Annotated in this window: 18 protein-coding genes and 1 riboswitch; of the genes, 4 read left to right on the top strand and 14 right to left on the bottom strand. The window is 43.7% G+C overall.

Features of this window, described 5'->3' with window-relative positions:
* Nucleotides 1-171 precede the first annotated feature (171 nt).
* Nucleotides 172-756 carry a histidine phosphatase family protein gene (locus UFB30_RS04365; RefSeq protein ID WP_322420454.1) on the bottom strand — a complete coding sequence of 195 codons (585 nt, stop codon included), beginning with the start codon at nucleotides 754-756 and terminating at the stop codon, nucleotides 172-174.
* A 137-nt stretch (nucleotides 757-893) separates the two neighbouring features.
* Entirely contained in the window at nucleotides 894-2,195 is a 1,302-nt protein-coding gene (locus UFB30_RS04360; protein ID WP_322420453.1) for an acetamidase/formamidase family protein, read from the bottom strand.
* Nucleotides 2,196-2,454: 259 nt separating this feature from the next.
* Here UFB30_RS04360 and UFB30_RS04355 point away from each other — a divergent pair, with 259 nt between their 5' ends.
* On the top strand, nucleotides 2,455-2,961 hold the full coding sequence (locus tag UFB30_RS04355; protein WP_322420452.1) for a YehS family protein: 507 nt from the start codon (nucleotides 2,455-2,457) through the stop codon (nucleotides 2,959-2,961).
* 422 nt (nucleotides 2,962-3,383) lie between these two features.
* A riboswitch (cyclic di-GMP riboswitch) is annotated at nucleotides 3,384-3,478 on the bottom strand.
* 113 nt (nucleotides 3,479-3,591) lie between these two features.
* Here UFB30_RS04355 and UFB30_RS04350 read toward each other — a convergent pair.
* On the bottom strand, nucleotides 3,592-4,734 hold the full coding sequence (locus UFB30_RS04350) for a Gfo/Idh/MocA family protein (RefSeq protein ID WP_322420451.1): 1,143 nt from the start codon (nucleotides 4,732-4,734) through the stop codon (nucleotides 3,592-3,594).
* A 211-nt stretch (nucleotides 4,735-4,945) separates the two neighbouring features.
* Between UFB30_RS04350 and UFB30_RS04345 the strand changes: the two genes are divergently transcribed.
* Nucleotides 4,946-5,962: a glycosyltransferase family 2 protein gene (locus tag UFB30_RS04345; RefSeq protein ID WP_322420450.1), complete on the top strand. Its 1,017-nt coding sequence runs from the start codon at nucleotides 4,946-4,948 to the stop codon at nucleotides 5,960-5,962.
* Nucleotides 5,963-6,014: 52 nt separating this feature from the next.
* Here UFB30_RS04345 and UFB30_RS04340 read toward each other — a convergent pair whose 3' ends face one another.
* The 3 genes from UFB30_RS04340 to UFB30_RS04330 all read right to left on the bottom strand — a co-directional run bounded on the left by UFB30_RS04340 (nucleotide 6,015) and on the right by UFB30_RS04330 (nucleotide 10,463).
* Nucleotides 6,015-7,535 (bottom strand): lipopolysaccharide biosynthesis protein, encoded by a 1,521-nt coding sequence (locus tag UFB30_RS04340; protein WP_322420449.1) that lies wholly within the window; start codon nucleotides 7,533-7,535, stop codon nucleotides 6,015-6,017.
* A 266-nt stretch (nucleotides 7,536-7,801) separates the two neighbouring features.
* Entirely contained in the window at nucleotides 7,802-8,989 is a 1,188-nt protein-coding gene (locus UFB30_RS04335) for an aminotransferase-like domain-containing protein (protein ID WP_322420448.1), read from the bottom strand.
* A 97-nt stretch (nucleotides 8,990-9,086) separates the two neighbouring features.
* Nucleotides 9,087-10,463, bottom strand: coding sequence for a YjiH family protein (locus UFB30_RS04330; RefSeq protein WP_322420447.1), 1,377 nt, complete (start codon nucleotides 10,461-10,463; stop codon nucleotides 9,087-9,089).
* 197 nt (nucleotides 10,464-10,660) lie between these two features.
* Here UFB30_RS04330 and UFB30_RS04325 point away from each other — a divergent pair, with 197 nt between their 5' ends.
* Complete coding sequence (locus tag UFB30_RS04325) at nucleotides 10,661-11,773, top strand: acyltransferase family protein (protein WP_322420446.1); 1,113 nt, start codon at nucleotides 10,661-10,663, stop codon at nucleotides 11,771-11,773.
* Nucleotides 11,774-11,816: 43 nt separating this feature from the next.
* On the opposite strand, the gene UFB30_RS04320 is transcribed toward UFB30_RS04325, so the two are convergent.
* The 4 genes from UFB30_RS04320 to UFB30_RS04305 all read right to left on the bottom strand — a co-directional run bounded on the left by UFB30_RS04320 (nucleotide 11,817) and on the right by UFB30_RS04305 (nucleotide 16,732).
* Nucleotides 11,817-13,493: an acyl-CoA dehydrogenase family protein gene (locus UFB30_RS04320; RefSeq protein ID WP_322420445.1), complete on the bottom strand. Its 1,677-nt coding sequence runs from the start codon at nucleotides 13,491-13,493 to the stop codon at nucleotides 11,817-11,819.
* Nucleotides 13,490-14,989, bottom strand: coding sequence for a class I adenylate-forming enzyme family protein (locus UFB30_RS04315; protein WP_322420444.1), 1,500 nt, complete (start codon nucleotides 14,987-14,989; stop codon nucleotides 13,490-13,492). The genes UFB30_RS04320 and UFB30_RS04315 overlap by 4 nt, the downstream gene beginning before the upstream one ends.
* Before the next feature lie 5 nt (nucleotides 14,990-14,994).
* Entirely contained in the window at nucleotides 14,995-15,366 is a 372-nt protein-coding gene (locus UFB30_RS04310; protein WP_322420443.1) for a MerR family transcriptional regulator, read from the bottom strand.
* Between the two features lie 166 nt (nucleotides 15,367-15,532).
* Nucleotides 15,533-16,732, bottom strand: a complete 1,200-nt coding sequence (locus UFB30_RS04305) for an MFS transporter (RefSeq protein ID WP_322420442.1) — start codon at nucleotides 16,730-16,732, stop codon at nucleotides 15,533-15,535.
* 163 nt (nucleotides 16,733-16,895) lie between these two features.
* On the opposite strand from UFB30_RS04305, the gene UFB30_RS04300 reads away from it, so the two are divergent.
* Nucleotides 16,896-18,074, top strand: a complete 1,179-nt coding sequence (locus tag UFB30_RS04300) for a GTP-binding protein (RefSeq protein WP_322420441.1) — start codon at nucleotides 16,896-16,898, stop codon at nucleotides 18,072-18,074.
* Between the two features lie 121 nt (nucleotides 18,075-18,195).
* Here UFB30_RS04300 and UFB30_RS04295 read toward each other — a convergent pair whose 3' ends face one another.
* The 4 genes from UFB30_RS04295 to UFB30_RS04280 all read right to left on the bottom strand — a co-directional run bounded on the left by UFB30_RS04295 (nucleotide 18,196) and on the right by UFB30_RS04280 (nucleotide 21,595).
* Nucleotides 18,196-18,615, bottom strand: a complete 420-nt coding sequence (locus UFB30_RS04295) for a hypothetical protein (RefSeq protein WP_322420440.1) — start codon at nucleotides 18,613-18,615, stop codon at nucleotides 18,196-18,198.
* A gap of 219 nt (nucleotides 18,616-18,834) precedes the next feature.
* Nucleotides 18,835-19,629 (bottom strand): ABC transporter ATP-binding protein, encoded by a 795-nt coding sequence (locus UFB30_RS04290; protein WP_322420439.1) that lies wholly within the window; start codon nucleotides 19,627-19,629, stop codon nucleotides 18,835-18,837.
* Between the two features lie 6 nt (nucleotides 19,630-19,635).
* On the bottom strand, nucleotides 19,636-20,550 hold the full coding sequence (locus tag UFB30_RS04285) for an ABC transporter permease (protein WP_322420438.1): 915 nt from the start codon (nucleotides 20,548-20,550) through the stop codon (nucleotides 19,636-19,638).
* A 61-nt stretch (nucleotides 20,551-20,611) separates the two neighbouring features.
* Complete coding sequence (locus tag UFB30_RS04280) at nucleotides 20,612-21,595, bottom strand: ABC transporter substrate-binding protein (RefSeq protein WP_322420437.1); 984 nt, start codon at nucleotides 21,593-21,595, stop codon at nucleotides 20,612-20,614.
* Nucleotides 21,596-21,851: the final 256 nt, after the last annotated feature.

The raw sequence follows: 21,851 nt of genomic DNA, 5'->3' as shown, positions 1-21,851 counted from the left end.
ATGTAGTCAGATTCTCCTCTTTGCGGGCACATAATGTACAATGCTTTTTAAAAAATTTCAACATATAACACAAATCCCCCTTATGTCATTGTGTAATACTTCCTGTATATTATAAACTACTTCTTTTTTTAACACAATATGTTAAAAGATAAGGTTGATCTAATTGCGAGATTACATTGAAATCCAGTCTGTTTTCCATAGTCTTTCAACTGTTTGTAATGAAAAATTCTCATCGATGGACAACTTATAAATATCAGGCTTTGTTGTCTGCAGGCTGAATTCAAAGCCGTAACGATCATCAAACCAGCTCATGATACAGGCAAAAATATTTCCATGGATACCAATCGCAATCCTCTTCCCGCTATGCTCACCAACAACTTCCTTCAACGCAGCCACTCCACGCTGGATCACTTCATTATTTGACTCACCTTCAGGGAATTTGAAATCACGGTCATCAAAAACCTTTTTAATTGCAGAAATCGGATCCTCAAAATGGTGGTCTCTTGCCGCAAGATCCCGCTCCCGGAACCTGGCATCAATTAAAATCTCCTGATTCAATCCTTTCGCCAGCCCCTCTAATGTCTGCCTGGCGCGTACGTAGGGACTTGAATAAATCACATCTATGCCTTCGTTCAATAAAACTTCCGTCACCTTCTCAACCGACTTCCAGCCCTGCTTTGATAGCCCACGCGTTTCCTCAAATTCCAGCGAAAATACTGAATGGGCGTGTCGTACCATATACACCTCAGTGATCATGTAATCTCTCCCTATGTATGTGTTAATTGTAGTTTACTATACTTGGAAGAAGGTTACGACTTTTTGGCGGGACGGAGGCTGTTATCTCTTTTTTAAAATTACACCCACTTAGATACACTTACCTCCGTCCCCCTGTATCATTCTCTATAATGCCCCCTCACCACATCCAGCATCCCCGCCTTCTCCAAATACCCAACAGGCGCCAGAAACGTAATTGTCACAACACCAGGATGCCGCCCAATTTCAATTGATCCGGTAATCGTTGTGCGGTTCATAATTTCTGGTACAGTCACACCAAACAGGTCAGCTGCACGCTGCAGGCCGTTGTCTGTTGCGAGGTTAAGGTTGGAACCAGTACCGATAATTGACACTGGCAGTGATTCTTCCAGTTTTTCAATGTTCCACTGCTTCGCTACCGCATGGGCAGATTTCAATTCTGCTTCTGTAAAAGGCTTTGCTGTGTACGGAAGATCTTCTTCATTTGGCAGGAGGATCGGCCCTTCAAGGTTGGCATTCTTGATGACATGAACCTGCAGATGCACGATACCTGAGACGTCAGCAGTGTGACCTGCAATTTCGCCGTCTCCCTGCATCGCATGCATATCACCTAAGTATACGCCGCCACCTGGCACTTTTACAGGGCAGATCAGTGTGGAGCCTGCTCGTACACGGCTGATATCCATATGCCCGTCAGTCCGGTGCTCCTTCAGCTCGTCCTCTGTCACTTTGTAATCGTGAGGCGCACCCACAAGGAATGACCCGAAATCTCCTGCATTATGCGAATCCGGAATTGGCCGCGATGGTGTGGTGCCAAGCTGTCCAAGAAACGGTCGCATCCGCGCTACGACACCAACTAAATCATGAGGCGCAAACGTTACAATCGGATTCTGAACAGAGGCATCAGGCGTCTTCATATAATGACGGCCATCGCGTGCAATGGTTTCAGCTGATTCTTTAGACATCGTCACCCCGACATCGCCATGCTCACTGAAACTGATCGTATAACCATTGGTAAAGACAAATGGCGTTACATCAGCGTGACAGTTCGCACATCTGATTGCCTCCTGTCCAATGCCTTCAATGACCGTATCAGGATACATCGTTCCACACTCAGGACACTTTACCGCAACAAACGGATCCCCCAGGAAACGTCCATCCACCGGCGCGTCATTCCCGGAGGCAGTCGCAAGAGAGGTTACATTAATTGAATGAATCTTAATCACAATCGCATCTCCGGGCTCTGCACCCTCAACAAACACAGGCTTCGTCACCTCATGACCGCCACGGATACATGGCGTAATCATCGGTCCCCAGCATCCCGGCGCCGTATTTGCAATAATATGTCCACCATCCCGAACCGGCCCAAGCATCTCCTTCTCCGGATCCAGCACCCCGTCAATAAATGAATTCACCAGCAGCGTTTCAGTCCCTTTACTCAATGTACTCTCCCCTTTCTGAAAATTCAGTTTAATTATAGCGTAAATCATCAAAAATCTCGAATTCAAAGTATTATTGTGCTGTGATATTAAAGTTGAAACAAACGGCGCAGGGTACTGTATCATATATTTTGAGATCCTTACCTCTGCCACCTTAATCATATTTTTTAGAATCCCATTCCCGGGTCTGGCACTCAAACCCACTTCCTGTTACAATCAACTAACTGAACAAATCGAAACTGCTGATCAAAGGAGCTTTTACATGACAAATAATGATATATTAATCAGATTGAGATATGCACTTGACCTTAAAAATACTGAAATGATTGAGATTTTTAAGCTTGGCGGAATTGACGTAACGAAAGATGAAGTGTTAAAAATTCTTTCTAAAGAGCCGTACGAAGATGATGAAAGTGATGAATATGTGGAGACTGAATCCTTTATTAAGTGCACTAACTCTATGCTTGAGTCATTTCTAAATGGGTTTATTGCTTTTAAAAGAGGTGCGAGACCTGATCAGAAGCCTGACAGATCCATTAAAAATCATGCCAGCGTAAACAATGTGATGCTTAAAAAAGTGAAGATTGCTCTATCACTCACAACTGAAGAAATGCTTCATCTATTTGAACTTGCAGGGCTCAATGTTTCAAAAGGTGAACTGGGTGCGCTGCTTAGAAAAGAAGGGCATAAAAATTATAAGCCCTGTGGTGATAAATACGCCAGGAACTTCTTAAAAGGTTTGACGATCAGGTTTAGAGAGATAGATTAATCAGCATCACAATTACATGCGATTCTCATTTTTTATATGAACTAGAAAAACACTTGGAAGTGGGTATATTTACCTCTATCCTCCAAGTGTTTTTCTAGTTTTCAGCATATGTTCAACATGAATTAGATCGTTGAACGCCCCTATTTCCCCCCATATTATTGTAATTAATCATAATGATCCATTATATATGAGAGCTATACCCGATGACTATTGTGACGAAGATTTCTTGCCCATTGACCCTGTTACCTCTCCGGCAGTTACCTTGCCCGCAAAGATTTGCTCGGCTGCTTCTTTTTGCATACAATACACTTTCCATCATAAAAACTGTAACGATGCTTTCTCTTTAACCGGCAATCCACCCAATAACGCAACTTCATCTACATTCACCCTTTCAGACATACCTCTCGTCCAACAGAATAAATCCTGGCAGTTCAGCCATCATGGCAGTTTACTATTCAGCTGCTGTAGATCTGTAACTTTGCGTACACCGCTTTCGCTATGTTTGCCCTTTTTTGAGAAGTTTTGTATGAATCATTATACCGCGTCAGGACTATATGAACAATAAATATTATAAATTTTACATATAAATCTTTTACAATATATCCATCAAATTTCTTAAATTCTTCTTATTTACACATCTATCCATGCTCTTTCACTGGCGCTTTTTAATATCGCATCTATAATTCTCATATTGTAGTGTCCATCCTCAAAAGTAGCAAAAGAAACTGTTTGTTCAGCACGCGCAATTTTCCCATAGAAAGATAACATTAAATTTTTCAGGCAGTCCGGCCATCCTTCCTGATGCCCACCCGGAAAATGTGCATACGCTCCAGCCTGTTGAGATAAAAGCGCTGCATCCTTCATCAGCAATTGGTTCGATTGGTTCCGTCTGCCGATCCATAATAGATTTGGTTCCTCCTGATTCCATTCAAATGCTGCATCTGATAATGAAATCGTAAAATGAAGATGATTTTTCTTACCGGCAGTCACCTGTGAGACAGTAAACATTCCTTTTGTACCGTCCTCGAATTGAACCAGTACATTACCTGCATCCTCAGAATGAATACTGACTTTTTCATACTGCGCGGTTCTCTCATGAGAAAAAGTGCTGCCTGTCCCTTCAGCCGGCTTCATACGTTCTACGTGTAAAATCGTCAGGTCAGCCATGACGCGTACGATGCGTTTACCCAAAACATGCTGCATTGTATCACACCAGTGTGAGCCGATATCAGCTATTGCTCTTGACGGTCCATTTAATCCGGGATCCATTCGCCAGCTATAATCAGATTGATATAGGCACCAGTCCTGCAGGTAGCCACCCGAAATTAAATGAGGGCGACCAAATTCTCCGCTCTCAATCCGGCTGCGTGCCTCCTCCACCATAGGATAATGTCTGTAATTAAAACAGACGCCATTTATAAGCCCTGATGCCTCCGCAATTTCCAGAAGCTCCAGGGACTGATCACTATTTAACGCAAGTGGTTTTTCCGATAACACATGCTTCCCTGATTCAAGGATTCTTTTATTCAGTTCATAATGCATCACGTTGGGAGTGCAATTATGTACGACGTCAATCTCAGGATTTGAGAGCAACTCTTCAATACTACCATAAGCAAATTCAAGCCGGTACTCTCTTGCAATCTGCTTTGCCTTCTCAGCAGACCTTGATACGATTCCTGCTGCCTCCACCCCCGGCAGCCTCTTCAGCGTTTCCAAATGAGCCATTGCAGAAAAACCAGTTCCGATCACAGCGCTTTTTATCAATTTTGACAAGGCCAAAAACCCCTTATAATAGATTGAACTTTCTGATAAATATATTATATCATGCATTCCCTTTCATTAATTGAAAGCTACAATCAATGTCATATTTCACTTTTGTTTGACATAAAATGAAAAGGAAAGTAAACTTGTATTATATTCTTTATAAAGAACAAAATATATTTTAAAAAGAACTTATGATTACCATGTGGAGGAGTGAAATAAAATGAAAAAAGTTTCTGTGATCATTCCGGTTTATAAGGTGGAACCCTACTTAGACCGCTGTATTAAGAGTGTCGTGAATCAGACATACCCTCATCTTGAAATTATCCTGGTGAATGATGGTTCTCCCGACCGGTGTCCGGAAATTTGCGATAAATGGGCTGAGGAGGATTCCCGTATTCAAGTCATTCATAAAGAAAATGGCGGATTATCTGATGCAAGAAATGCAGGTATTGACGCAGCAACGGGTGAGTATATTACATTTCTGGATAGTGATGATATGTTTGCCCCTCAAATGGTTGAAGTATTATATGATAATCTGATCAGCCTCCAGACAAGAATATCAGTTGCACAAATTCAGCGCGTTCCCGAAGGAAAGGAGCCTGAATATCATTTTGATACCACGCCCCGCCTGGTTACAGGAGACAATGTTTTAATAGAAACAATTATTAAAAAGCCTCAGTGGGAAGCCTGTAGTAAACTTTTTGATCGCAAGTTATTTGAAGACACCCGTTTTTTAAAGGGCATCTTATACGAGGATCTATTATTGATACCGCAAATTTATGCCAGAGTCGATCAGATTGCAGTTACCTCTGCAGGCCTTTATTTATATTTTGAACGACATGACAGTATTATGGGACAAACCAAACGGAAAATCTCTCCTGATCTTGTAAAAGTCATTGAACAGAATATTATGGCACTAAAGTCTAACCGGCAAATTTCCAGAGATACTTATTATCGCTTGTATGCTGCATTTCTATTACATCCACTTGTGTATTTTTATGATATGGATTACTACAATACCTATAAAGCAAATACTGAATTCAATCGTGCATACAGACAATTCCTGCGGCGTCAATGGCGGGAAATCAGACAAAACATCTATATGTCCCGGGCATGTAAAGCAGGTCTTGCAGTATGTATGAACTCTGTTTTTATCTATTACAAAACCTTTAAGCTGCTCATCACATTAAAAGAGAATAAAAGAATCAGCTGGACTTTTAATACAGCCGGATACTGATAAAGCGGACCCGAATGAGCGGGTCCGCTTTTATGATTACAGTAGGTTTTCTTTATTTCTTTTTTAAAATAATTGAGGTCAGCACCTTTCTTTCATAGCGATTAAGAAGGAAAAAGCTGTTTATCAGCACACTGATTATCGCAGTCAACAAACAAAGCATAATAAAGGTCAGCCAGCCTGAGATATCTATTAGCTCCTTCAAATAAAATGATAGACTGACAATCAGCAGAAGCGATATCGTATTTTTTAATATAGGTGGATAAAATGTTTTAACACTCACATTCATACATTTAGCTGCATAGATTGGCAGAAAAATAAGTGAACTAATTAATGAAACAAAAGCCTCAACAGAAGCAACTACATAAAGCCGGTGGACAGAATCATCAATCAGGCTCAGACCGGCAAACATTAGCAGGAGTGTTAAAGCTGCATTCCCCAATAGAAAAAATGATGTCTGCTTTACCTTATTTACCACAGTGAATACATTCCATATCCCCTCCATCGGGAGAGCAACTGTAAACCCCAGACAAATAAGAATAGAAAGCCGATGCAACAGATCAGCATCCTGTCCCGGCAGCCACAACTCAAAAAAGTGTTCTCCATAAGTGAAGAGTATGGCTAATGGAATAGCTGAGAAAAAACCAAGTATTTTAATTGATGTATTCAGTTGCATAAGCATTTTTTTATTATCTTCATGCGCAAAACTGATTGTTAAATCAGGTGCAAAAACATCAGATAACTTACTGATGATTGTACCGATTGTATTGGGAATCGTTTGGGAAACCGCGAGCAGGCCCATCGCTCCCGGCCCAATAAATAAGTTTGTAATTAACAGGCTCAATCCTTTTGACAGAAACGAAGATAACCTGGTAAGACTGTTCCATATACCGGCTGACAGAATTTCTTTAATGCTCTTTAATTCAAAATATTTGTATCTGATATTAATTTCAGGTAACAGCTTACGCGTATAATAAATATTCAGTATCATCATAAATGATGTAGAAATGATCATCGCAACAGCAACATAAGTCAGTTTTGGGATAAACAAACTGAATGCAGATACTAATACAGCGACTTTAATAAGATTTCCCACTATATCAGCGACAGACAATAAGTCCAGGCGATTTCTGGCAAACGCAGCAACACCAAAAACTGTACCTAATACATTCATACAAAAAACAATAAACATTAAGCCCACAAGCATGGTCACATCAGCAACCAGTGCAGCAGGAATATTAATGTAATCAGAAAGATTTAATAAAATAAATACAACCGGACCTGTTAAGATCAGGACAATAAATAAATTCGAAAAGAAAACTGAAGCAAAGTATTTTTTTGCCTGCAGGGTTTCTCCTTTATACAGACTGATTGTAATAAATCTTCCTGCCATCGAATTAATTGCTACAGTGATAATTTGAATAAAATTAATAAAGTTATTCGTTAGTCCAATATATCCGAAAGAATCAACGCCTATATTCCGGACAATAAAAGGAGTCAGAAAAAAACTGATTCCAAATGTTACAACCAGACTGATGATTTGAGCACCTATATTAATTGCAGTCTGCCGGCTCATCATGTGAGCTTCCTGTTATCAGCTGGAAAATTTCTGACTTGAAAATTATGCTGACCGTTGCATAAAACATGATCTATATTCATCAGCCTCACCTCTCTATCCCACAATTGAATGCTTCAGTGGAACGTTCTCTAAAAGCCTCTTTTGTTCATTATAAAGAACATAAAGATCCCTGTAAAGAACATTCAGTCCCTGATCAGACAAGAAGTTTATTTGATGAAAAAATCAGAGCCTGCCCTATTAAGCAGACTCTGCCAGTCATTTTACTAAAGTTGACTCATACACACTGCCAGCCGCCTGACTCCCTCAACAATCTCATTCTCATCTGCTGCACTAAATGACAGCCGCAGATTAGTCAGACCATCTTCCTGCTCCAGATAAAAATACTTCCCGGGGATATAGGATACACCTGTATCTGTCGCCTTCTCTAAAAGTGCTGCCGTATCAGCTTCCTGTATAGTGAGCCAGACAAAGTAACCCCCATCAGGACGCGTCCAGGTAACGGTTTTTGGCATTTGTACAGACAATGCTTCAAGCATGGTATTACATTTAGATTGATAAAGGGTTTGCAGGTTTTCCAAATGCTTTGACCAGTCAACTCCTTCAAGGTAAGTCGCCATAACGGATTGAGCGAAAGGGTGGTCCAGGTCTTTTTTAAAGCGGAATAGTGTCTCAATCCATGCTTCATCAGTTGCAATCCAGCCGACCCGCATGCCCGGAGCGACGACTTTTGATAATGAGCCGATGTAAAAGACTCTGCCGTCCTCATCCATTGATTTCAGCGTCTGGACCGGCGCCTCAAAATGAAGCTCTCCGTATGCATCATCCTCCATAATCAGAAATTCATATGTCTCTGCCAGCGCAAGCAGGTGCTTTCTTCTTTCGATTGAAAGTGTGGTGCCTGTCGGGTTTTGGAAGGTTGGAATCGTATACAGCACCTTGGGAAGCGGCTGATGATTACGCGTTCTCCCAGCTAACATCTCCTCAAGCTCTTCTGTACGCAGTCCATCTTGATCAACCGGCACAGTCAGAATCCGGTCGGTATAGTTCTGAAAAATTTCTAGCGCTTCCATGTAGGTGGGTGATTCGACAACGATATAAGTTTCTTCATCCATTAAAATGCGGGCAATCAGGTCAATGGCCTGGCATGCACCTGATGTAACGAGCAGTTCTTCAGGCTTGATATGTATGTTTCTTTCATTCATGCGTTTGATCAGCCACGTGTGCAGCTGATCCACTTTCGGACTGCCCACATAATGAAGCGGCAAATCGTTCTCTTCATTTAATAAACGTGTCACAGACTGCTTCAGTTCAGTTACCGGCACAAGCGATGCATCCGGGAACCCTGAGCTCAGCCGCACACAGCCTTCAGGCACAACCGGCATCCATGCACCGGGCAGGTCGTGTTTAAGGGCGGGTTCGATATGTTTTGAGATGTATTTTGTGAAGTTCATATGTGTTCACTCCCTAGTTTGGTTGTTGTTAGTATATCAGTGATGAGACCCCTTATAAAAATAAAAATCCGAAGAAGCAAAGCTCCCCCGGACATTTTTAAAAGAATAATAGATGAGCCATCAATGCTGCGATTGGCAGGCTGATGATTGTACGCTGCAGGAATACGATGAACAGCTCCCAGATTGAAATCGGAATTTTTGACTTCACTAAAAGCACGCCGATTTCTGACATGTAGATCAGCTGTGTTAAGGATAAGACGCCGATCACAAATCTTGTCAGCTCTGACTCAATACCGCTCCCAATAACTGCCGGCAGGAACATATCTGCAAATCCTACAATCATTGCAGGTGCAGCAGCCTGTGCTTCCGGAATTCGGAGAAGCTCAAGCAGCGGTACAAATGGATATGACAGGTAAGTGAATACAGGCGTGAATTCAGCGATGATAAGTGCAATTGTTCCGATCGCCATCACGAGCGGGATCAGCGCAAACCAGATATCAAGGACGTTCACGATACCTTTTTTTGCTACACCACGGTAACTCTTGACCTGATCTGCTTTCTCAACAGCCTTCTCCACACCCCATTTAAAATTCGAAACGCCCTCAGGCACAACCTCTTCGATCTGCTTGCCAACAGGCTCGTAATACGTTTCCTTTTTACGTGAAAGCGGTGGGATTCTTGGGCAAATGACTGCTACAATCACACCCGTTACGATCACGGTGAAATAAAACTGTACAAACATGCTGTCGATATTTAAAAATCTGGCGATAACTAAGCTGAAGGCAATCGACGCAATTGAAAAGTTCGTCGCAACCACTGCCGCTTCACGCTTTGTATAATAGCCCGACTCATACTGCTGAGTCGTCAGCAGCACACCAACCGTTCCGCTACCCATCCACGATGCCAGCGCATCAATCGACGAACGGCCCGGTAATGTGAACAGCGGCACCATTACTTTTCGCACAATCGTTCCGATAAAATCCATCAAGCCGAACTCTAACAGCAGCGGCATGAATAAACATGCAAACAAAAACCAGACCATCAGCACAGGAATCAGATCATACAGCATGACCTGCCCCGTCACCGGCGACCAGATCAGCTCAGGTCCTGCTTCAAATAATGTCGCTAATGCAAACAGCGCACCAATTACGCGCAGTGACACCCAAAACGGCGCAACATCAAACAATAGCGCAACAGCCGGCTTCTGTTTGACCTGGCTGAGCGCCGGCAGCTTAACAAGGAGACTGCCCAGCGCTGATAATACCAGCACAAACGTCATAAATCCCGGAATATAAGCAGCAAGCGCACCCTGCAGACTATCTGCCAAAATTCCAAGTCCAATCGTCACCTTCCCACCAAACTTCACCGGTACAAGAAAAAGTAAAACACCGATCAAAGACGGCAGCCAAAACTTCATATATTGCTTTGCAGAAAAAGCATTTGCTCTCTCAACTTCACTATGTATACGTTCCATATCCAATGACCTCACAATCAGCTGCTAAGATGCTTTATATATTATCATTATTTTGTATAAAAATACAATCGGTTTTTGAAATTGATTTTGTATCCTCTGCTTTTCATGAATATTCACATGTCATTGATCCTGTTTACTTCTGTCGAAAAAAAGAGTAATATGTTCTTAATAAAGAACGTATTGAGGGGGTGCTTGAAATGAAACCGCTTGTTAAAGAGATTTTTTTGTTAAGAGCCCTGGCATGTTTGGCTGTTGTCTTTATTCACGCGATTACCTCACTGAACAGGAATGTTGACGGAAATGCTGCTTTTCACCACACTGAACTGATTGCTGGATTAAGTCTGCTCCAGGTTCTATTGATGTTTGGTACACCTATGTTTATTTTTATCTCTGAGTTTGTACTGGCAAAAACCTATCATTCAAGCACACCTGCACATTTCCTTACTAAAAGAATGAAATATATTTTTGTCCCTTTTCTCGTCATCGGTTTTGTAACGATGATGATTGATATACTGCAAGCCGGAAGTCTTACAGGAAAACAGCTGCTTTTCATGTTTTATGATTATTTTATTGCAGGTAACTTTAATGGCTATTTTATTATGATTATTTTTCAATTCTATCTTTTACATCTGTTTTTTATCAGATATGTTCAGCATCGGTTCAGCCCCAAAGCTGTTTTATCTGTTTCAATTGCAGTCAACTTATTGTATTTAAGTTATTTTAACTTTGTTGATCCATATACATTTTTCCCATATAAAATGACTTTTCTAGCATGGATTGGCTACTTCACCATTGCATTTTATTGCGGAAAATATCATGAAAGCTTTCTCACATTTTTAAATCGATATAAATATATGATTACCCTCACATTATTAGTAACTGCCGCTTCTCTTGTATTTTTACACGTCAGTGGCCTATATCAGGAAATTCATTCTAAGCGCATCGATATTTTTATTTATACGGTATCACTGGCATTCTTTTTGTTTTATGTGGGGACAAAGCTAAACAGCTTACCATCTGTGATCGTTAAAATCAGTCAATATTCATTCGGTATTTATTTATTGCACCCATTTTTTCTATTAGCTTACCGGAATCTTCTAAACCCTCAACTGATACAGAATGATTATTTATATGCATTTGTTTATCTTGTATTTGCAGCTGTGATTAGCATTTCGGGTTCGATTTTAACTGTTTTTATTCTCAATAAATTTAAGGCTGGAGCCTATATCGCTGGTAAAGTGGGCAGACCTTTAGTTCAGACCGAAAAGAAAGCGGCTGTTTCAGTCAGCCTTGAGAAACAGTCAGTATAAAGGCACTCAGGTGAAGGAGTCCTAACTCCCTCACCTGCCTCTTCTATACGTTCCTCATTAAAAGCCCGGTCATCTCAGATGTTTTCATTTCCTGTCCAAAGCTTCTGGTTTCCCACGTCTCTTCACAAAACACCTCGCACAGCGCCAGTTCCCTCTCCCCGTGTCTCACTGCAAAAGCAGCAGTAAAAAGGCTTTCTGTCAGCTTTGTCATTTCCTGCATCATGCGTTTTGCTTCATAGCTCTGAAGGTCTGAAGGCATTCGTTCGAATTGTTTGAGCTCCTCTAAAATCCGTTCACCCTGCCCCTTTAAAAAATCGTGCCAGGATGAAGATTGAATGGCAGCCAGCTGCTTATGGACCCACGTCTCAAAAATTTCGACTATCCCACTTTTTAATAGACGGATCAGTTCCATTGCGAGTATATTTGCCGTACCCTCCCAGACGGTCAGCACCTGTGCATCCCGCAGCAGCCTCGGTGTAACGAAGTCTTCAATATAGCCATTTCCACCATGCATTTCGATGGCTTCGTGTGAAAAGTGAATGGCATTTTCAGCGGTTTCTTTTTTCAAAAGGGCAATCAGGAGTCTGACGAGAAGTGCATCCTCACGACTTGCATCGCCCGCTGATACCCGGTCATACAGGGAGATCAGCTCAAACACGCTGACTGTCTCTGCATGCAGGGTGGCAGCCATTTTCCCGAGCGAATCCTTGATCATTGGATATTGTGTAAGCGGCGCACCGAATGCTTCCCGCTTTTCAGCATAGTCCTTTGCTTCAAGAAGCGCTCTACGCATAATGCCGATTGAAGCGACAGCATTACAGATTCTCGAGAGATTCAGCGCTTCAAGCATGTAGTAAATGCCCTTTGATGGATCACCGACTACATAAGCTTTTGCTCCATCAAATTCGACTTCACCTGAAGGGACCGCACGCACGCCAAGCTTATCCTTTAAACGCCTGATTTTGATTCCGTTCAGTTCTCCATCGACTTTCCACGGCACAGCAAAAAGGGTCAGTCCTTTTGATCCTGCCGGCGCGCCTTCAATTCTCGCAAGCACCATTGCAACACCGGCCATGCCGGCATTTGACGCAAAATACTTTTCTCCATAAAGGCGATACTCTCCATCTTCAAACGCTGCCTTCACCACATTTGCCCCGACATCTGACCCGCCCTGCCGCTCCGTTAAAAAGGTGGCGCCTTCATACAACGGCAGGTCTCCGGTTGAGCACACATGCGGTAAAAAGCGGCTACGGACACGCTCATCTGCAAAATGATCCAGCAGATAGGCAGTCGCCATCGTCAGTGTAACCGGACAGTAAAAGCCCGCTTCTGCATGTGAAACCAGAAATCCCTGTGTAAAACTGTAGAGATAATTTCCTTTGCGGCCAAGCGCTGGGATCGGCTCATGCACATATCCAACAATCCCGGTATCGTACACCTGCTGAACCGTCTTTTCATACCCCTCATTCACCCACACCTTTGACTGATCGTTGCCAAACCGGTCGTACTTCTCAAGCCTCGGTGCTCCTTCACGATCCGTATGACGCGCCCGCTCATCAATCTCATTGGCTGCAGCACGCCCAAGCTCAGGCAGTTCTTCATCTGCAAAAGCGTAAAGTGCATCATCCAGTTTTTCTTTTAATAGCTTTTTCAGCGTTTCATTGCCATCGAAGAAATTGCGGTTCAGCGGCGTGCGCTCCTCTGTTAAAACCCTGGTCATTTCACCACCGCCTCGCGCAGCACCTGTTTCAGGATTTTCCCTGAAGCATTCCGCGGTAATGCCTCCACCTGCTCGATTAATCTTGGAATCTTAAAGGATGCGAGCTTTTTCTCTAAATGTAATAAAAGTTCCTTCTGACTAATTTCGTTCTCAGCAGCAAACACTGCCTTCACTGTCTCTCCCCATTCGGGATGCGGCACACCAATTACGGCTGCTTCCCGCATTCCCGGGACCGTCAGCATCGCTTCTTCAATTTCTTTCGGATAAACGTTCACACCGCCTGAAATAATCAGATCTTTTTTCCGGTCAACCACCCAGATATACCCGTCCTGATCCCGTTTTGCAAGATCTCCGGTGCGAAGCCAGTGGCCAGTCATTGTTTTCGCTGTCGCTTCAGGATCCTTGTAATAGCCAAGCATATTCCCTTCCCCGGCAAGCACAATTTCACCAACTTCATCAGCCGCTGTCTCTTCACCATCATCATTTACAATTTTCAAATCTGTATGAAGTGGTGCGCGCCTGCCAATGCTGCCCGCTTTTTCAGCATGTTCTTCCGCATGAAGCAATGACCCGCTTGGACCCGCTTCTGTCAGCCCATATACACACACCAGACGATCCGTTTTAAATGCCGATGAAATTTTTTCAATTTCTCCTTTAGATAACGGAGCACCTCCATAGATCCACCATTTCATTGATGATAAATCTGCAGTCTTCAGCTTCGGATGACCTGCTGTTAACAAATACGCAACCGGTGCACCAAAAAAGTGTGTGGTCTTCTCTGTCTCAACTGTTTCAATCAGCAATTCCGGTGTAAATGTCGGTGTTAACACAAGCGTCGCACCAACATATAAACCAGCCATCATAAAAAGGTGCAACGGTGCCGAATGACTGAGCGGCATCATCAGCAGCATCCTGCTCTCAGGCTTCACTTCCATCTCTACTGCAATCATTGACGCGACGGTAAAAATATTCCGGTAGCTGAACAGCACGCCTTTAGGACGCCCTGTTGTGCCTGACGTATAAAGAATCGTCGACTCATCATCCTCTTTAGATTCACTGCGCACCTCTTCAATACTTTTTACAAATAACGCGTTAAAAGATAGCCATCCCGTATCAGGATTTGCCGTTGTAATCCTGATCTCGGGAGACGTCACATCCTTCGCCGCTGCTTCCACCCACTCATGAACAATCAAAGCTTTTGCATCAGAATGATCTAAAATATAAGCCAGCTCTTCAGCTGTCAGCTTTACATTCACAGGCACCACAATCGCATCCAGCCGCTGTACAGCAAGATAAGCAATGACGAACTCCGGTGTATTCGGCAAAAACAATGCAACCTTATCTCCTTTTTGAATCCCCTGCTGTTTTAGACCCTGGCTGAACTGATTTACCTTCATATGTAACTCCCCATAGGTCACACCCTTCCCCATAAACCTGATCGCATCCCTGCTCCCATACTTACCTGCCTGAAAAGCCAATAAATCAGATGTGTTCATCACAACTACCCCTTTTCCCGTAATTTTTGTTCAAATTCCAGCAGGAGTCCTTTCATTTCATCTTTCATTTCCTCAAGCTCAATAATCTTTTCCTCTATTTCAGCAATGCGCTGATGACCATATTCAACCGTCCGCTCCAGCTGTTTCTTACCCGAACGGTCCAGGTCGAACAGCAGCACCATTTCTTTAATCTCCTCAAGCGAAAAACCAAACCGCTTCCCTCTGAATACAAGCTTTAGCTTCGCCATATCACGTGATCCGTACAGCCTGATATTCCCTTCAGACCGCTCCGGGCGAATCAGCCCAAGCTCTTCATAATACCTCACTGTCCTAGTCGACACCCCAAACAAATCAGCAACCTCACGAATCGTTTTCACATGTATCACTCCTGCATAGATTTAAAATATCATTGACGTTAACGTTAAGTTCAAGAGGCGGGATTGAATTTCCTTTTTTATATTTTCTGCCGGTACAGAGGCGGGATGGAATTGTGCATCCTGCTTCAAACAAAAAAACACACCGGAACAATTTCCGATGTGCAAACTAAAACTCCTTCAATTTCCTTAAAACAAAAGCAAGCACTCCGGACACACCCAGCAACCCCGCCAGCATCAGCCACGCAGTCTGAAAGCTTCCACTCATATCGATCGTCAGACCAAAGAGCGGCGGTAAAATAATGACGCCTGCCGATCCGATCGTCAGACTGACTCCGCTCGCTGCACCTGCCTGCTGTCTTGGCGTCAGTTCTGTAGCAATATTCATCCAGAGCCCGTTAAATCCTGACACTGCAAAACCGAGTATCAGTACAACCGCTACGAGCACCGGCAATGGAATACCATCTGATAAAAATGCCATGCCCAGTGTCCCTGTCAGTGCTGTGGCAATGATAATCATTAAAACCGGGAACCTTTTCCCGCCAAAAAGCGAGTCGCTGATTGAGCCCCAAATGATTCTGCCAAACGACCCGCTTGCTTCAGACAGTACAAGCATTGTTCCGGCAAGTGCCAGACTGAAAAACAGTTCATCTGTTACGAAAAATAGCAAATAAGTATTCACGCTCATTTGCGAGCCATTTAGGATAAGGGCCACTACGCTGATTAACAGCAATGGCTTATACGTGATGATGCCCATCATACTGCCCTGAACTGCCGGCTCACGCGCTGTTTTTTCAGCGAGCTGTTCTTTATAAAAACGAAAAGCAATGATGCCGCTTAGCATAAGTACAATACACGCAATCGCCATAGCTATCCTCCACCCGAATGCAACTGCAAGCGGCAGGAGCGCAATTGCTGCAAGGGCTGAACCAAATGTGACACCCATCTGCTTGATCCCCATCGCTGTTCCTCTTTTAGCTGGAAACCAATAAAGAATACCCCTGTTTGTCACTGGGTGTGTGGCCCCGTAACCCATTCCGCCAAGCATGATAAAGAAAAGCAATATGTAGAATCCCGATGAAAATGATCCCAGCAGGAAAGCCGTTCCAAGCACCAGGCACACAATTAACAGCAATCGCCGCGTCCCGATCTTATCAGTCAGCATCCCGGCCGGAATACTGACGAGCATCTGTCCCAAAAATAAAAACGAAGGCAGCAAACCAACCTGTGCCTTAGTAAGTGTTAGATCCTCAGCAATCAACGGGCCAAGCGGTGCAAGCGACCGCCCCACAAGTGCCACCGCTACCTGAGCCAAAAGCAGCCAGCCGAGCATTTGCCATGCAGTTGAAAGTCCTCTCTGATTCGACATCGTTCTGGCTCCCTTCTTTAACCGGATAATGTTTCCATTATACATGAAGCGTAACAGTAAGGGTTTTGTGCTGCCTATCCCATTAAGTTTTCGCTTTACAATCTTTTAAATATCAGCTATTCTTTAAATCGTAATAATTACGTTTTAAAAAGGAGAACCATTCATGACGATTCCAGTAACAGTGTTAAGCGGTTATTTAGGTGCCGGAAAAACGACTTTGTTGAATCATATTTTACATAGTAAGCAGGATCTGAGAGCGGCTGTGATTGTAAATGATATGAGTGAGGTAAATATTGACGGAGGGCAGCTGAAAAAGGGTTATTTTTCACGTACGGATGAGACGCTTGTGGAGATGCAGAATGGCTGCATCTGCTGTACGCTGCGTGAAGATTTAATGATTGAAGTGAAACGGCTGGCTGAGATTGGTGAAATTGATTACATCATCATTGAATCTACCGGGATTTCCGAGCCGATCCCTGTGGCACAGACTTTTGTGTACGAGGATGAAGAAACCGGAATTGACTTAAGTCAGCTGACCCGGCTTGATACGATGGTGACAGTGGTTGATGCGCTGCGGTTTGCAGATGATCTTGAGAGCGGCGAGACCCTGCTTGACCGTAAGCAGACTGATGATGTGCAGGACGAACGCGATGTTTCTGATCTGCTGATTGATCAGGTCGAGTTTGCTGATGTCATTATTTTAAATAAGATAGATCTTGTGTCTGAAAAAGAGGCTGATGCAATACGTGTTTTATTAAAGACACTGAACCCTGATGCAAAGCTTGTAGCGGCTTCGTATGGTCAGGTGGACCCGTTGGACATTTTAAATACGAATGCTTTCGACTTTGAAAAAGCGAGTCAGGGTGCAGGGTGGATAAAGGAATTAAACGAGGAGCATATTCCGGAGACAGAGGAGTACGGTATTACGTCTTTCCTTTATAAAAGACAGCACCCATTTCACCCGGCAAGATTTTACGGGTTTTTGAGTGAACTGCCTGCAGAAATTGTTCGTTCAAAGGGGTTTTTCTGGCTCGCAACAAAAGAGAATTCGGCAGGGCTTGTTTCACAGGCAGGAAAGTCTATACAACTGCAATCTGCGGGAACCTGGGTCGCTGCTCTTTCCCAAGAAGATCAGGTCCGTTCAATGGCAGAAGACCCTGACCTTAAAAACCGCTGGCATCCTGAATGGGGCGACCGAATCAATGAGCTTGTGTTTATTGGTATTGACCTTGATAAGGATACCATCATTAAAGATCTGGATGATTGTCTGCTGACTGAAAAAGAGCTGCAGTCAGATTGGCATCTGCTTGAAGACCCATTCCCGGATTTTTCTGAACGTTAATCAAAAAGCTAATTTTATTGAGAGATTTTCTCTTGATCAAATTGGCCTTTTTAATCTATGAGATCAATTCAGATGAATAGCTAAATGCTGCAACCGCCTTATTTAAGGCTGGTGCAGCATTTTATTTATGGACCTTGATCAGGATCGAGTCATCAATCCGGCTGTCACCCTTTTGATCGGCACGATAAATGTGAACTTCAGCCTCACTCTCACTTCTCCACTCCACTTTGAAAAAGTCTACGGTTGACACCTCAACATGCTGGTAATCTTCGAAATGGTTAATCTCTTCTCCAAAATCCCCGGAATAAATCCTTAAAGCGGAGGCACGATAAGAAATTTTTTTATCTTTTTCATCTATCATTCTCTCGCTGACTTCTCTTAAATTGATTGTATAATGATTTTCAGGAGAGTGACTGGTCAAAATATCAAACTCTCTCTCAGGTGATGAATCTGCCAAAGTCTTCTCCCATTCAACGTTATTCTCACCACAGCCTGATAAAATTATAAGAATTAAAAAACACAACCCGATAATCTTCTTCAATATAGTGGCTCCTCTGTAAAAATCATCTTTTCAGAAAGATCATTTTAACACAAAATCCATAAAATGTAATCAACGTAAAATACTCATAAACTGGTTTATGAGTATTTTACGTTTTTTGATAAATTTATATGACAGACTAAGCCGCCACCCAGAATTTGTGTCAGCTAATTTCTATTTCTAAGGAAAGAAACCAACCTCTGTCCCTGTAACCTTTATCATCTAAACCCCAAGCAAAGTCCGATCCGACAGCTCCGTCCCCTTCATCTTCCCAAACTCATTCAGCAGATCAGTAACTGTCAGATGCTTCTTACGTGCACCTTCTTCTTCAAAAATAATCTTTCCCTTATCCATCATCAGGATGCGGTTGCCGAGGTCGACTGCCTGCTGCATGTTATGCGTGATCATGATGGTCGTGAGCTGTTCGCGTTCGACGATTTCTTTTGTAAGCCTTGTGATCAGTGCTGCTCTGGATGGGTCCAGGGCAGCTGTGTGCTCATCGAGTAAAAGCAGGTCAGGCTTTGTAAATGTCGCCATCAGCAGCGATAACGCCTGGCGTTCTCCACCTGAGAGCAGACCGACTTTGGCACGCAGGCGGTCTTCAAGCCCAAGCCCAAGTGTTTCAAGCTGTTCTTTGAAAAATGCTCTGCGTTTCGCTGTCACACCCGGCCGCAAAGTGCGGGGCTTCACTCTGCTATATGCAATAGACAGGTTTTCTTCTATTGTAAGCGTTGGTGATGTGCCTGCCATCGGGTCCTGGAAAACGCGGCCGATGCGTCGGGCACGCTTGTATTCCGGCAGCCCGGTTACATTCTGGTCACTGATCAGCACCTCGCCAAGATCAGGATACATTTTCCCTGCAATAATGTTAAAAAGAGTGGATTTACCTGCCCCATTACTGCCGATAATTGTAATGAAATCACCCTTCTTCACATCAAGCGAAATATCGTCAATCGCCACCTTTTCATCAGGCGTTCCTTCGTTAAAAACCTTATAAATATCGTTTAGCTGAAGCATCTGACACTATCCTTTCTGCGCGCTGAGTCTCAGGCGGCGCTGTCGTTTTCGCATTGTTTCTTTTTGTTTGGCGATTCCTTTTGGCAGGACAAGTGCGAGTATGACGATGATTGCTGTGATCAGCTTCAGGTCGCCTGTTTCAAGGAATTCCACCCGCAGTGCAAGGGCAACGATGATACGGTAAATGATCGCACCGACAATCACAGCAAGCGTTGTGCGGATAATCGTCTTTTTACCAAAAATCGCTTCACCGATAATCACGGAAGCAAGTCCGATGACGATCATTCCGATTCCGGCATTGACGTCAGCAAACCCGCTGTACTGTGCAACGAGTGCCCCTGCGATTGCGACCAGCCCGTTTGACAGGCCAAGCCCGAACACTTTATAAAAGTGGATATTGCCTGAGAAAGACGTGATCATTAAGTGATTATCGCCAACCGCTCTCAGCGCAAGGCCGAACTCTGTTTTTAAAAAGAAATCGAGCATAATTTTCACTAAAAGTACGAATGCAACCATGACGATCATGATCGCCCACGTGCCGCCGATGCCCTGGCGGATCCATGTAAACAGGTGATCCTGGGCAAGCAGTGAGACGTTTGGTGCGCCCATGATGCGCAGATTAATTGAGTACAGCGCGATCATCATCAAGATCCCTGATAAAAGCGGGTTGATCCCGCCGACTGTATGCAGTAAGCCTGTGATAGTTCCTGCAATAAAACCTGCTGCAAATGCTGCCGCTACCGCCATCAGCGGATTCACGCCATGTACAAGCATCACTGCCGCAACTGCCGCGCCTGTTACGAAACTCCCGTCCACTGTCAGGTCGGGAAAATCAAGAATTCTAAAAGATAGATAGACGCCAAGCGCCATCAGTGCAAACATCAGTCCAACCTCGACTGATGTAAAAATCGACATCCACATACAACCCTTCCTCTCTCCCTTTGATCAAAAAGAGCGAAGCAGCGCGCTCCGCTCATTGCTTTTACTCAGTAAATTCAGCCATCTCTTCCCACTCAGGCTTGATGTCAATGCCCATCTCTTCAGCCGCATCTTTATTGATCATCAGCTTCAGATTGCCAGGGTACTGAACCGCCATTTCACCAGGATCAGCCCCTTCTGTTAAAATTTCAACTGCCATCTGACCTGCTTCATAGCCGATATCTCCGTATTCAAATCCGTATGCAGCGAATCCGCCGCGCGCAACTGAATCAAGCTCCCCAACGAAAAGCGGAATATCCTGATCATTTGCAACACCAATCACAGATTCAAGTGCAGAAACAACGGTGTTGTCAGTGATGATATAGAATGCATCCACTTTTCCAACAAGCGATTCAGCCGCCTGCTTCACATCTGCAGAAGTCGAAACAGCCGCTTCTTCAACCGTCACGTCCGATCCGACAGCCTCTTTTACCGCATCCACCTGCACAACCGAGTTCGGCTCACCCGCGTTATATACCATTCCGATTGATTTTACAACAAGCTCATTCGTCATAAATTCTACTGTGTTTGAAATCGCATCCGGATGCATATCCGTCGTACCTGTCACATTTCCACCCGGTGCTTCCATATCCGCAACCAGATTTGCAGCGAGCGGATCCGTAACCGATGTAAACACAATTGGAATATCAGCCGTCGCATTCAGCGAGCTCAAAGCACTCGGCGTTGAATTCGCGAAAATCAGATCCACACCATCCGCCACAAATTTCTGTGAAATCGACTGACTGTTATTCTGATCACCCTGCGCCACCTGATCATCAAACGTTACTTCAAGGCCAGCTTCCTCAAATGCACGCTTAAACCCTTCAGTCGCGGCATCCAAAGACGGGTGCTCCACAATCTGCGTTACCCCAATCGTATATGAATCCTCACCGCCGCCCTCAGCCGACGTCTCAGAAGTCTCCTCACCACAAGCCGCTAACACCATTGCTGCAGACAACGCTGCACCTGACAACCAAACCTTTTTCATCACATTACCCCCTGATTCACTTTTACACTTCGACGCTTTTATGCTTTTATGTGTTAAAGTTATTATACATGATTATTTGGATGGTGCAATAGGCTTTGGGTAAATTTCCTTAATAAAGTTTGGTAATGTTACACCGCCCAGCCGCAAATTCCCCCTGAAGCGGAAATCAAGAGCCTGCTTTAACAAAGCTAAATAAAAAACGCACTGTGATTAAACAGTGCGCTGCTTGTGATTTCCTCTAAATCAGTTACATATC

It is taken from the genome of Jeotgalibacillus haloalkalitolerans (assembly GCF_034427455.1).
Classification (GTDB): domain Bacteria; phylum Bacillota; class Bacilli; order Bacillales; family Jeotgalibacillaceae; genus Jeotgalibacillus; species Jeotgalibacillus haloalkalitolerans.
Note: the sequence above shows the minus strand (reverse complement) of the source record. Positions and strands in the feature narration are given on the sequence as shown.